The organism is Streptomyces sp. SA15 (assembly GCF_002291145.1).
GTDB lineage: Bacteria > Actinomycetota > Actinomycetes > Streptomycetales > Streptomycetaceae > Streptomyces.
In genome coordinates, this window is sequence record NZ_NTGE01000183.1 from 1 (window position 1) to 12,804 (window position 12,804).

Consider the following 12,804-nt stretch of genomic DNA (forward strand, 5'->3'; position numbering starts at 1 on the left):
AGGGCCGTACCGGGGGCCGCCCGTGGAGCGGAGCGGCCTCGGCCTGCCGGGCCGTGCGCGACGGCGAGGACCTCACCGCCGACCGCAGGCGCGCTCTGGAGGGCGCGGCGGGCGGCTCCTCGCGGGTGTCGAAGTACTGCGAGGGCGTGCTGGCGGGCACCGGCTCCGCCGACGAGGACCGCAAGAGCGGCGGCAAGGACGACAAAGGCGACAAGGGCGACGAGGACGACAAGGGCGACCGGGGGGACGACGGCAAGGGCAAGGGCGACGTCGGCGGCCACCCGCAATCCGGCGGCAGCGGCGGAAACGGCCGCGACGGAGGCGAAGGGGCCGGCGACGACGACACCCCGCCGGCCGCCGCGCCCCACCACCCGAAGCGGGCGATGACCGCGCCCGGCCCGGCGCCCGCGCCGACGTACAGCGCGCTCTGACCTGCGGCTTCTCCGTCCGCACTCAACTCGTTGAAGTTTTTTCCCGGTGGGTGTGACGTTTTCGGCCGCCGGAGCGCAGTAATGAGTGAGCCGACTGGTCATCGGCCGTCGCACAGAGCCGGGGTTCCCCCCGTACCCACGGCTCGTGCACCTTGGCGCGGGCGGGACACGTTCCCCCGGTCCCGCCCGCGCCCCGAACCCCTTCCGGTCTCACGAAGCCGGTGTCACCAGTACACGACGACCTTGTCGCCGTCCCTCACCTGCGCGTACAGCTCCGCGATCGCCCTCTCGTCCCGTACGTTGACGCAGCCGTGTGAGGCGCCCGCGTATCCGCGGGCCGCGAAGTCGGTGGAGTAGTGCACGGCCTGGCCGCCGCTGAAGAACATCGCGTACGGCATCGGTGAGTCGTACAGCGTCGACACATGGTGGCGGGACTTCCAGTAGACGCTGAACACGCCCTCGCGCGTGGGCGTGTACTGCGAGCCGAAGCGGACCTCCATCGTGGACACCGTCCGGCCGTCGACCATCCAGCGCAGGGTCCGGCTCGTCTTGTCGATGCACAGCACGCGGCCGGTCAGACAGCGCGGGTCCGGCGCGGCGGCCGGCTGCCCGCCCATCAGGTACAGGTCCCACTTTCCCGGCTCGTGCGTCATCCGCAGCAGCCGCTGCCAGGTCACGGTGTCGGTCTCGCCCGTCCTCGGCAGCCCGCGCTTGCCCTGGAAGCCCCTGACCGCCCGCTCGGTCAGGTCGTCGTACGTCCCCGTCGGCCCGTCGAACAGCCAGGCGACCTGCCGCAGCCGGGCCTGGAGCTCGCGGACGTCCCGGCCGGAGTCGCCGGGGGACCAGAGGACGGTGGGTGGGGGCGCTTTCGGGGCGGTGCTGGGCTTGTTGTCCTTGCCCTTGCCCTTGTCCTTGTCCTTGTCGTTGTCCTTGTTGTCGTCCGCGGTGGCGGGCGGCTCGCTGCTCGGCAGCTCGATGCGGACCGGCGAGCTCTGCTTCCCCTCCCCGTCCGCGGCCTGCACGGTACAGCCGCCCACGGTCACCAGAACCAGCAGCGCGGCGAACGATCTCCCCATGCCCGTAGTACGCATTGCGGCCCCCCGCCGTCTCATGATTGACGCCCATGAGATGTTCCCCTGGAATGACGGTTCGTGAACGGCGCGGCATTGTTGTGACCGGGACCGCAACAGGCTTGTGAGCAAGGTCCCAGCGTGCTTCCCTCCACCGGGTGCACGCCCACCGCTACAGTCCGTCGAAGGGTCGGACCGTACCAGCCGGTAACTGGCGAGTAACTGCTTCAGCGGGAGGCACACACCATGTCGCGCGAGTCGGAGTCCGGGCTGCCCATCGAGCCGGTCTACGGACCGGATGCTCTTCAGGGCTGGGACCCGGCCGAGAAGCTGGGCGAGCCGGGGAAGTACCCCTTCACCCGTGGTGTCTATCCGTCGATGTACACGGGCCGTCCGTGGACGATGCGCCAGTACGCCGGTTTCGGTACGGCGACGGAGTCCAACGCCCGTTACAAGCAGCTGATCGCCAACGGCACCATGGGTCTGTCGGTCGCCTTCGACCTGCCCACCCAGATGGGCCACGACTCCGACGCCCCGATCGCGAGCGGCGAGGTCGGCAAGGTGGGCGTCGCCATCGACTCCATTGACGACATGCGGGTGCTGTTCGGCGGTATCCCGCTGGACAAGGTGTCGACGTCGATGACGATCAACGCGCCGGCGGCTCTGCTGCTGCTCCTCTACCAACTGGTGGCGGAGGAGCAGGGCGTGAGCGCGGACAAGCTCACCGGCACGATCCAGAACGACGTGCTGAAGGAGTACATCGCGCGCGGGACGTACATCTTCCCGCCGAAGCCGTCCCTGCGGCTCATCGCCGACATCTTCAAGTACTGCAAGGCCGAGATCCCGAAGTGGAACACGATCTCGATCTCCGGCTACCACATGGCGGAGGCGGGTGCGTCTCCGGCGCAGGAGATCGCGTTCACGCTGGCGGACGGCATCGAGTACGTGCGCACGGCGGTCGCGGCCGGCATGGACGTGGACGACTTCGCGCCGCGCCTGTCGTTCTTCTTCGTGGCGCGTACGACGCTCCTGGAGGAGGTGGCGAAGTTCCGTGCCGCCCGCCGGATCTGGGCGCGGGTGATGCGGGAGGAGTTCGGTGCGAAGAACCCCAAGTCGCTGATGCTGCGGTTCCACACGCAGACGGCGGGAGTGCAGCTGACGGCGCAGCAGCCGGAGGTGAACCTGGTCCGGGTGGCCGTCCAGGGGCTGGCGGCGGTCCTCGGCGGCACGCAGTCGCTGCACACCAACTCCTTCGACGAGGCGATCGCGCTGCCGACGGACAAGAGCGCGCGGCTGGCGTTGCGTACGCAGCAGGTCCTCGCCTACGAGACGGACGTGACGGCGACGGTCGACCCCTTCGCGGGCTCGTACGTCATCGAGAAGATGACCGACGACGTCGAGGCGGCGACCGTCGAGCTGATGGCGAAGGTGGAGGAGCTGGGCGGCGCGGTGGCCGCGATCGAGCACGGCTTCCAGAAGTCCGAGATCGAGCGGTCCGCGTACCGCATCGCGCTGGAGACCGACTCCGGTGAGCGGGTCGTGGTCGGCGTCAATCGCTTCCAGCTGGACGAGGAGGAGCCCTACGAGCCGCTCCGCGTGGACCCGGCCATCGAGGCCCAGCAGGCCGAACGGCTCGCGAAGCTGCGGGCGGAGCGGGATCAGGGGGCGGTGGACTCGGCGCTGGCGGCCCTGAAGAAGGCGGCTGAGGGGGAGGACAACGTCCTCTACCCGATGAAGGACGCGCTGCGGGCTCGGGCGACGGTGGGCGAGGTGTGCAACGCCCTGCGGGGGGTTTGGGGGACTTACGTGCCGTCGGATGCGTTCTGAGCTGGGCGGTTCCCTCGAATGAGGGATCGGGGGCGGAAACCGCACGTCCCCGGTTAATCTCGTGGAGGGTGTTCCCGAAAGGAGGGTGCCGTGGCTGTGATGCTGCACGAGTCGTCGCTTTCCGATGCTGCCGACCGGCTCTGGGAGGAGCTGCCCGGACACCGGGTGGAGATCCTCAACGGGAGCATTGTTGTGACACCGCCGCCGGATGGGCCGCATCAGGAGAGTTGCTACGAAGTCAGCTACCTGTTCAAGGAGGCGGGAGCCCGGGAGGCCGGGCTTCGGGCAATTCCCGGCATCGGCCTTTGGCTACCAACCGGACCAGACGACTACGCGGTGCCGGATGTGTCCGTCGTCGACCGCGACTACAAGGACGCGCTCGTCGAGAAAAACTGCTATGCGCCGCATGTCTTCCGCCTGGTCCTGGAAGTGACCTCCACCAACTGGTCAAACGACACGATCATCAAGCTCGGGGTCTACGCAAAGGCAGGCATTCCTGTCTACGTTGTGGCCGACCGCGCGCACGACGAAGTGCTCCTCTACCAGGACCCGGTCGACGGCAAGTACCCCGACCCGACGCACTACAAGCGAGGCCAGACCGTCCCCGTCCCCGAGTCCGTCGGCGTCACCCTCGACCTCTCCGTCGACACCCTCCTCGACGGCGACGACTGAAAATCCAGAGTCGGAGTGTCGTACCCGCATGCGACACTCCATTCCATGTTCGGCGTCATCGATCTGCCCACCTACCTCGCAGGCCTGATCCTGATCGTCCTGCTGCCCGGCCCCAACTCCCTGTACGTCCTCTCCGTGGCCGCCCGCCGAGGAGTCCGGGCCGGATACACCGCCGCGGCCGGCGTCTGGTGCGGGGACGCCGTGCTGATGACGCTCTCGGCCGCCGGAGTGGCTTCTCTCCTCCAGGCGAACGCCGTGCTGTTCGGCATCGTGAAGTACGCCGGTGCCGGCTATCTGACCTGGCTGGCGATCGGGATGCTGCGGGCCGCGTGGGCGATGTGGCGGACCCGGCGAGAGCAGTCCGCCGACGACAGTCCGGCCGCCGGAGCCGACGAGCGCCCCTACCGCCGTGCCCTGGTCATCAGCCTGTTCAACCCCAAGGCGATCCTGTTCTTCGTCGCCTTCTTCGTGCAGTTCGTCGACCCGGGGTACGCCTACCCGGCCCTCTCCTTCGTCGTCCTCGGCGCCTTCGCCCAGCTCGCCAGCTTCCTGTACCTCAGCGCGCTCATATTCAGCGGCACGAAGCTGGCCGCCGCCTTCCGCCGTCGCAGGCGTCTGTCGGCGGGGGCGACTTCGGCGGCGGGTGCGCTGTTCCTCGGGTTCGCGGTGAAGCTGTCCCTGGCGAGTGCGTAGTCACTGGCGGAGGCCGCCGCGAGGCTACGACCTACACGAACGCGCCCGCCTGATGGCCGACTTTCCCTTGTCGGCTCAGGCGGGCGCGGAGATCGTTGAGGCCCCTAGGGTCTATGCCCGGCTCGTACGAGCCCGCCGCACCGCCCGCGTCACCACCGGCGGCAGCAGGTCCACGGCGATGCGCCGGGCGAGCGGGCGTCGGCGCTTCGGCGCCGGTGTCCGGGCCGGCGCCGGTGCCGAGGCCGCCTTCGCGGGCTGCGGTGCGGGCTCGACGTAGTGCTTGGAGTGCGGGAACGGCGGCGGCTGCATTCCCTTCGCCCGGGCCCGGACCAGCCGGTGCCCCGCCGCCTCCTGCACGCTCAGGCCGACGTCCGTGCGCTGCCTGAGCATCTCCAGCAGCTCGTCCTGGACCGGCTCGGGGTCGCCCCAGGTGCCGTACAGCTTCTGCGTGCTGAGGCAGATCGGGCGCAGACCGCGGTTGAGCACGGCCTCCCAGACGGCGACGGAGACGCCCGGGGTGTGTTCGGAGCGGAAGTCGTCGAGGACGACGATCCCGTCGGGCACCAGGATGTCGCGGGCCGCGCCGATGTCGCCGTACACGTGCTCGTACAGGTGCGAGGCGTCGATGTGGACGAAGCGGCAGGTCTTCGGGGCGACCTTCTCGGAGATGACGGAGGTGGGGGCCTCGATCACCGTGGGCAGCTCGTCGTGGAAGGAGAGGTAGTTCTGCTCGAAGGCCTGCCGGGTGAGCGAGGAGTACGACTTCGCCGTCTCGGCCTTGTTGGGCCCGTCGGGGGCCTCGCCGCCGAACAGGTCGCAGACCGTGAACTTCTCGCCGTCCCTCAGGTGGTGGCCGGCGAGGATCGCGCTCTTGCCCATGTAGGCGCCGAGTTCCAGCAGATCGCCCTGGAACCCGTTTGCCTCCTGCCGTTCGAGGAACCAGGTGAACAGGACCTGGTCGAGCGGCGGGAACCAGCCGGGGACGTCCTTGAGCTCGCCGGGGGGCGGGGAAGGCTGCTGTGCGTTGACCATGGAACGAGCCTGCTCACTGGGAGCGGCACAAACTGTCGCCGGGCTGAACGTCTGATGAACAACACTCCGATCGGAGCAACCGGCAGCAGTTCGAAACCCCCGGGCTACTGAGGCCTGCCCGGGCGGGGCTCAGAGCCTGTGGCCCAGGCTCTCAGCGCATCTTCGCCAGCGCCGCCCGCAGCTTCGGCGTCAGCGGCTTCTCGACGTAGCGGTTCATCAGCCAGGCCAGCGCCAGCATCGACGCGATCGTCAGGGCGAAGGTCTCCGCCGACGGCAGGCCGAGGCCGATGTGCAGGGCGCGCACCACGACCCAGCCCAGGTGCTCGTGGACCAGGTAGAACGGGTAGGTCAGTGCCCCCGCCACGGTCAGCCAGCGCCAGTTGGCCCAGCGCAGCCAGCCCAGCGCGATCGCGGCGACCGCGATGAAGCCGAAGGCGACGACGAGGACGATGCCCAGCGAGGTGCGGTGGGCGAAGGCGTTCGGGTCCGCGGCGTTCCACAGGCTGCGCACCGCGTAGTGCTGCCCGATCAGGAAGCTCACGGCCACGATGCCCCAGCCGTAGACGTCCTTGCGGTCGCGGTGGACGAGGTAGAGGCCGACACCACCGATGAAGAACGGGGCGTACTCCGGCATGAAGACGATGTCGAGCAGCGGCTGGTTCGCGCCCTGCGTGATCGCCGCCGCCAGCGTCCAGCCCGCGCAGAACATGATCACGCGCCGCCGCGAAGCCCCGGGCAGCACGACACAGAGGGCGAACAGCGCGTAGAAGCGGACTTCCGCCCACAGCGTCCAGCACACGCCCAGCACCCGGTCGACGCCCAGCGGGTACTGAAGCATGGTCAGGTTGACCAGTGTGTCGCTCGGTGACAGCGCCTTGTAGGTGACCATCGGCAGCGCGAACACGGCCGTCACCAGCAGGACCGCCACCCAGTAGGCGGGCAGCAGCCGGGAGGCGCGGGAGGCGAAGAACGACTTCAGGGGCCGGCCCCAGCCGCTCATGCAGATCACGAACCCGCTGATCACGAAGAACACCTGGACGCCGAGGCAGCCGTACGCGAAGTAGTTGTGCAGCGTGGGGAACTGCTCCTTCGGCGAGCTGCCCCAGGCGTGAGTGATCTCACCGCCCCGGCCGCCGTAGTGGTACGCCGCCACCATCAGCGCGGCGACCAGCCGCAGCCCGTCCAGGGCGCGCAGGCGGTTCTCCCGGCGTGGTGCCGACCGTTCCGGCGCGCTCGGCCCGGGCGTGGGCGCATCGGTCACCGGGCGGACGGCCATGCTGGTCACGAACATCTCCTCGACGATCCCCGCGACCATGGCCGCGCCGGGTACTCCTGTGGGTGCGCCTCAGCACATTAGTCCGAATCGCAGAGATGTCTTGGTTGACGGGCCAACGATTAGCCGTGTGGTCCCGGTGAGTTCACCTGGATGTCGTTTTGGCTTTCTAAATTCTCCCAGAATCCCCCCACGCCAGGTAAACCCATGAACTCAGCTTTAGCTTGGTAAGAAAACAACAGGAGTGCCATGACGACGGTCCAGAAGAGACGTGCACGCGCGCGTGGAGGGGAGCTGGACGACTGCTTGCGCGCCTGCGCGGTGCACAGCGGCAAACTCGTCGGCAGCGTCGACCGCCGCCGCGTCGAACTCGCCGAGCAGCTGCGCAAGTTGCTCGTCGTATGGGGCACGACCTCCGCCGCCGCCCCCGCGCCGCCGGCCCCGACCGGGGCCACCGCGCTGCTCAAGCGGGCCGTCAAGGGCGCCGCCACCCCCGCCTCCGGCATCGGCAACGAACTGCTCGACGCCCTGCTCGCCGTCGCCAACAAGGCACTGGAGTGCGGCTACGACGACGAGCTGAACCTCGCCCTCGTCATCAGCGACACCGTCCTCGCCCAGCGCAAGAACTCCCGCGCCGGCTGGCGGCTGCGCGCCCGCCTCCTGGAGACCCTCGGTGAGGAGGCCGAGGCCCTGGAGGCGTACGAGCGCTACCTCGCCCTCACCGACAGCGACGGCTTCGGCGTCCGCGCCCGGATCGCCGGCCTGCGCGCCGCGGGGGAGAAGGAGCGGGAACTGCTCGCCCTGCTGGGGCGGCAGTGCCCGCGCGCCCACGACTTCGCGCGCGGCCCCGCCACCGACGTATGGGCCGAAGGCCTGGCCGCGCACGCCGTCGGCGACTGGACGGAGGCCGAGCCCCGTCTCGTGGGAGCGCTCCTCGCGCTGGCCGCCGACAACGCCCCGGTGAACGACCGGCAGGAACTGCTCAGTCAGTACCTGGACCTGCGCACCACCGAGGACCAGAACCTTCCCGCCCTCACCGAGGCCGTCGCCCTCTACGCCGAGCAGCGCCGCAACCGCATGCGCGGCCCCGTCACCGACCCCACCATCGGCGGCGTGCAGTGGATCACCCTCGGTGAGTTCCGCAACCAGATCGCCGGCAAGTCCATCTGCCTGATCGCCAACTCCGGTCGCGTGGGCGCCAGTTCGATGGGCTCCGAGATCGACGCGTACGACCTGGTGGTGCGCTTCAACTCGTACAAGATCGACCCGAAGCACACCGGCAGCCGCACCGACATCCACGCCACCATCCACAAGCACGGCTTCAACTGGGACCAGCGGGTCACCAGCCGGCTCGTCTTCGGCGGCGTCTCCGGCGACTGGAAGTACTCCCTGCGCAACCGCCTGGTGCCCGGCGCCCAGACCTACCTCGGCGACGAGTCGCTGCGCTGGCCCGTGCGCAACATCGGCAAGCTGGGCACCGACGTCTGGTCCGGCATCCCGACCACCGGCTTCAACATGCTGTACCTGCTGGACTTCCTGGACGTCAGCCCGACCCTGGACCTGATCGGCTTCGACTTCTACGAGAGCGGCGCCTACCGCGTCCAGGAGGCGATGAAGCTCGCCATCACGTCCGTGCACGAATACACCAGCGAGAAGGAATGGGTCATGCAGCGGGCCCAGAGCGTGACCGACATGAGGATATCCCTGCGATGACCACGACCTCCCCGGCCCAGGCCACCGCGGTGGCCCCGGCGACCGACGCGCACGCGCTCACCGGCAAGCGCCGCATCGCCTTCGCGTCCTACGTCGACGAGAACTACCTCCCCGGCTTCCTCGTCCTGCTGCGCAGCCTCGCCCTGTCCAACCCGGGCGTGTGCGAGGACTTCGTCGTCCTCCACGACGACCTGCGCCCCGGCTCCATCGCGAAGATCCGCGCCCTGCACCCGCGCGTCGTGCTGCGCCGCGTGAACGCCGACCACTACGACTCGTACAAGAAGGGCGACCAGGACAACTACCTGGTCCGCAAGGCGTACTTCATCCTCGACGTCTTCCGGATGCGCGAGTACGACACCGTCATCACCCTCGACACCGACATGGTGGTCCTCGGTGACCTCGGCGAACTGCTCAAGCTGCGCGAGGGCCTCGCGGCCGTGTCGCAGTTCTTCTACGGGCAGCACAAGCTCAACTCCGGTCTGCTGGTCATCCAGCGCGAGTACCTGAGCGACGAGTTCTGCGCCAGGCTCGACCGCTGCGGCCGCAGCGGCGACTACGAGCTCGACAAGCACGACCAGGGCATCCTCAACGCCGTCCTCGACGGCGACTTCGTCCGCCTCGACCCGCGCTACAACTTCGTCAAGCGGCGGCTCTCCGGCGACCTGCCCGTGCCCGACGACACGGCGATCCTGCACTTCACCGGGCGGCACAAGCCTTGGCAGGGGGGTGAGGCCGGCTACAGCCAGGCCGAGGACCGCTGGCGCGAGTTCGACCTGCCCGACGCCGACTTCCACGCCGCCTACCTGGCCAAGTCCGGCGGCCTCCACCACGACCTGATCGTGCACTACGGCACCCCGCACGTCGCTCGTACCGGAGACGTCGAGGCCGCCCGCAAGGTCGCCGCCGCGCACATCTCGACCGGCGACTACCAGGACGCCGTCGACATCCTCAGCAGCGTCCGTATCCCGCTCGACGAGGCCTGGCCGCACGAGGTCCTCGGCCATGCCCTGATGAGCGTCTCCCGCTACGACGAGGCCAAGACGCAGCTCCTGCTGGCCACCGCCGCCCCCAACCGGGCCGCCACCGCCTACGCCCGCCTCGCCCAGATGGCCTGGGTGCACGGCGACAACGCCGAGGCGCTGCGGTACGCCACGGCCGGCATGTCCGTCGACCCGACCCACCGCTCCAGCCGCCTGTGGGCCCAGCGCGCGGCCGCCGTGCCGTCTCAGGAGCAGGGCAGCGCCGAGGACCAACTGGCCCACGTCGCCTTCTACATGGACCGCCAGGGCAACGCGGGCGACAAGCTGCTGCCGGAGAGCGTCCGCTCCGCCTTCGGGCCGGACACCACCTCCCGCCGGTGGCACTCGGTGCACGCCCACCGCCTGTTCGACGAGGCGGCCCTGCAGCGGGTCAACCGCCGCCGCGGCCTGGTCATCGGCGGCGGCGGCCTGTTCATCCCGGACACCATGCCCAACGGCAACAGCGCCTGGCAGTGGAACGTCCCGGACGAGCTGCTGAAGCACATCGACGTGCCGATCGCGGTCTTCGCGGTGGGCTTCAACGCCTTCGACGGCCAGTCGTACCGGGCCAACCGGTTCCGGGAGTCACTGCGGCTGCTCGTCGAGCAGTCCTCCTTCTTCGGGCTGCGCAACCACGGCTCGATCGAGAAGGTGCGGGCCATGCTCCCGGCCCACCTGCACGACAAGGTGCGTTTCCAGCCGTGCCCGACGACGGTCACGCGCCAGCTGGTGCCGGGCTGGCAGGACCCGGCCCACCGCGACGACACCATACTGATCAACGCCGCCTACGACCGCGCGGCCCTGCGCTTCGGCCACGACTACAGCTACTTCCTGGCCCAGATGGCGCAGGCCGTACGGGACTTGGGCGAACTCGCAGAAGTGCAGTGCGTGGCGCACTCGCTCGACGACGAGAAGATCGTCTTCGACCTGCGGCGCGAGCACGGCATCTCGATGCCCGTCATCCCGATGTACGACTTCGAGAACGACGAGATCCGCGACCTGTACGCGCGCACCAAGCTGGTGATCGGCATGCGCGGCCACGCCGGCATGATCCCGTTCGGCTGCGGCACGCCCATCATCAGCCTGATCTCGCACCCGAAGATGGCGTACTTCCTGCGGGACATCGAGCGCCCCGAGTGGGGTGTCTCCGTCCACGACCGCCACCTCGCCGCACGGCTGGTGGAGCGCTCCAAGGACCTGCTCGCCGACCACGCCAAGACGGTGGCCGACGTGCACGGCCGGCAGCAGGAGCTGTGGAAGGTCACCGAGGCGAACGCGGCCGACCTCCGGGTCATCCTGGGCGGCTGACGGATGGCGACCGCCCTGGCCGACGACGCCTCTGTCGAGGTCCGGCCCCGCAAGGGCGGCCGCCGGTCACCGTACTGGTGGCCGGCGGTCGCCCTGCCCGCCGCGGCGGCCGTGGTGTACACGGTGCTCACGCGGCGTCTCACCGGCGACCTGCACTACGTCCTCGGCGCCCTGCGCACGGGGGAGAAGGCGGGCTACTCGCCGTCGGAGATCTTCACCCACCGCCCGTACTTCTACCGCTGGTTCATCGCGATCCTCGACCGCATCACCTTCGGTGGTACGACGGTCCGCGAGGCCCTGATGGGGGCGGCGGGCATCCTGCTCGCCGCCGCGGCGGCCTACGCGCTGTACTCGGCGCTGGCCCGCCGGCTCACCGGCCGTGAGGCCGCCCTCACGGCGGGCGCCACCGGCCTCGCGATGGCGCTGGCGCCCCGCAACGACTTCCTCCAGCCGGAGTGGGCGGCGGTCGTGCTGACGGTGTTCGCCGTGGCCGCCGCACTCGGCCCGTCCCGGCCGTGGCCGGCGGCGCTGCTCGCCGCACTGCCGCTGGGCCTCGCGGTGATGATGAAGTACTCCACCGCGGCGACGGCCGCGATCGGGGTGCTCCTCGTGTACGCCGTCGACCGGGGCCGTGCCGTACGGCTCGCGCTGGTCGGCGTGCCCGTCGCGGTGGCCCTCTTCGGGCTGAGCGTGCTGTCCGGGTCCCACGAGTGGCAGTGGACCGAGGACATGCCGCAGATCAACCAGCAGGCACTGAGCCGCACGGGCATCCGCCCCGGGTTCATCCTCGAACGCTCGGTCGACTTCCTGGCCGACCGGGCGGTGGAGAGCCCGGTACTGCTGCTCCTGCCGGGGGCACTGCTGCTGGTCCTGGCCCGGGTGAGCGGGCGCAGCCGTCGGATCGAGCTGTCCCTGGTGGCGTTGACCATCGGCCTCGGCGCCCAGGCGGTCGTGGTCGTGCAGGGCAACTGGTTCCTGTACCACGGGGCCCAGATGCCGGTGCTCGCCGCCGCGCTGTGGGGCCTCGCGGTGGGCGGCGCCCGCCGCTCGCCGCCGTGGTGCTTCGGCGCCGTATCACTGCTCTACGGCGCGCTACCGGTGCTGTACGCCGAAGCGGACCGGGGACTGCAACGGTCGTATGTGGCCTGGGTGCTGGCGTTCGTCGCCCTGCTCGCGGCCGGCGTGGACGCGCTGCGCGCGCGGTCGGCGCAGCGGCGGCCCGCATCCGGGGTCCTGCCCGCCGCCCTGATCGCCCTGGCGGGCGTGGTGTGCCTGGCCGGGAGCATGTGGCCCGGCTCCCCGCACCTGGTGCAGTACGGCAAGGTCAGGAGCACCAGCGCGGAGTACCTGCGGAGTATGCGCAACGCCGAGAAGGAGGCCGACCTGCTCCGGGCGGAGCTCCCCGCCGGCGCCCCGGTGCTCTACCTGGCCTTCGGCGAGACGACGTACTACGTCGACCATCCCGCCCAGTGCCGCTACCCGATCGCCACGTTCCTCCAGCGCACGCGCTATCTCGCGGACGTCGCCGAGCTGCCCTCGTACCGGGAGAACGCCGACTGCGTCGACCACGACCCGGCCCCGTACGCGATCCTGGACCGCGCCTGGTTCCGCCCCGCCAAGGTCGACAAGGCCCTGTGGAAGCGCGTCACCGCGGTGTACGACTGCCCACGGTCGAACGGAGGCCCGCTGACGGTGCTGTGCGTGCGCAAGTAAGCACGCCTCTGATCAGCGCGTATGGCCTTGACGCCGCTCCTGCCCGGAGTCAC

9 protein-coding genes and 1 pseudogene are annotated in these 12,804 nt (G+C 69.9%); 7 read left to right on the forward strand and 3 right to left on the reverse strand.

All coding sequences use genetic code 11. The features are described from left to right. A pseudogene (locus CLM62_RS50455) lies at positions 1 to 431 on the forward strand (hypothetical protein); the annotation flags it as partial. Positions 432 to 655: 224 nt separating this feature from the next. On the opposite strand, the gene CLM62_RS39240 reads toward CLM62_RS50455, so the two are convergent. Beyond that, entirely contained in the window at positions 656 to 1,507 is an 852-nt protein-coding gene (locus CLM62_RS39240) for a L,D-transpeptidase family protein (RefSeq protein ID WP_095754661.1), read from the reverse strand. Between the two features lie 240 nt (positions 1,508 to 1,747). On the opposite strand from CLM62_RS39240, the gene CLM62_RS39245 reads away from it, so the two are divergent. From CLM62_RS39245 to leuE, 3 genes are all read left to right on the forward strand, one after another. After that, the gene (locus CLM62_RS39245; protein ID WP_095754662.1) at positions 1,748 to 3,328 is read left to right on the forward strand and encodes a methylmalonyl-CoA mutase; all 1,581 of its coding nucleotides are present in this window, start codon (positions 1,748 to 1,750) and stop codon (positions 3,326 to 3,328) included. A gap of 99 nt (positions 3,329 to 3,427) precedes the next feature. Further along, positions 3,428 to 4,000 carry a Uma2 family endonuclease gene (locus CLM62_RS39250; protein ID WP_095754679.1) on the forward strand — a complete coding sequence of 191 codons (573 nt, stop codon included), beginning with the start codon at positions 3,428 to 3,430 and terminating at the stop codon, positions 3,998 to 4,000. Between the two features lie 45 nt (positions 4,001 to 4,045). Beyond that, positions 4,046 to 4,693, forward strand: a complete 648-nt coding sequence (leuE, locus tag CLM62_RS39255) for a leucine efflux protein LeuE (protein WP_095754663.1) — start codon at positions 4,046 to 4,048, stop codon at positions 4,691 to 4,693. Positions 4,694 to 4,804: 111 nt separating this feature from the next. Here the strand turns inward: leuE and CLM62_RS39260 are convergent, their stop codons facing one another. Both CLM62_RS39260 and CLM62_RS39265 read right to left on the reverse strand, forming a co-directional pair. Next, positions 4,805 to 5,725: a class I SAM-dependent methyltransferase gene (locus CLM62_RS39260; RefSeq protein WP_095754664.1), complete on the reverse strand. Its 921-nt coding sequence runs from the start codon at positions 5,723 to 5,725 to the stop codon at positions 4,805 to 4,807. Between the two features lie 151 nt (positions 5,726 to 5,876). Then, on the reverse strand, positions 5,877 to 7,040 hold the full coding sequence (locus CLM62_RS39265) for an acyltransferase (protein ID WP_257004345.1): 1,164 nt from the start codon (positions 7,038 to 7,040) through the stop codon (positions 5,877 to 5,879). A gap of 207 nt (positions 7,041 to 7,247) precedes the next feature. On the opposite strand from CLM62_RS39265, the gene CLM62_RS39270 reads away from it, so the two are divergent. The 3 genes from CLM62_RS39270 to CLM62_RS39280 are packed head-to-tail and all read left to right on the forward strand — an operon-like array spanning position 7,248 to position 12,751. After that, complete coding sequence (locus CLM62_RS39270) at positions 7,248 to 8,711, forward strand: glycosyltransferase family 29 protein (protein ID WP_095754665.1); 1,464 nt, start codon at positions 7,248 to 7,250, stop codon at positions 8,709 to 8,711. Next, positions 8,708 to 11,038 (forward strand): glycosyltransferase, encoded by a 2,331-nt coding sequence (locus CLM62_RS39275; protein WP_095754666.1) that lies wholly within the window; start codon positions 8,708 to 8,710, stop codon positions 11,036 to 11,038. The genes CLM62_RS39270 and CLM62_RS39275 overlap by 4 nt, the downstream gene beginning before the upstream one ends. Before the next feature lie 3 nt (positions 11,039 to 11,041). Next, positions 11,042 to 12,751: a hypothetical protein gene (locus CLM62_RS39280; protein ID WP_095754667.1), complete on the forward strand. Its 1,710-nt coding sequence runs from the start codon at positions 11,042 to 11,044 to the stop codon at positions 12,749 to 12,751. The last annotated feature ends 53 nt before the right edge of the window (positions 12,752 to 12,804 follow it).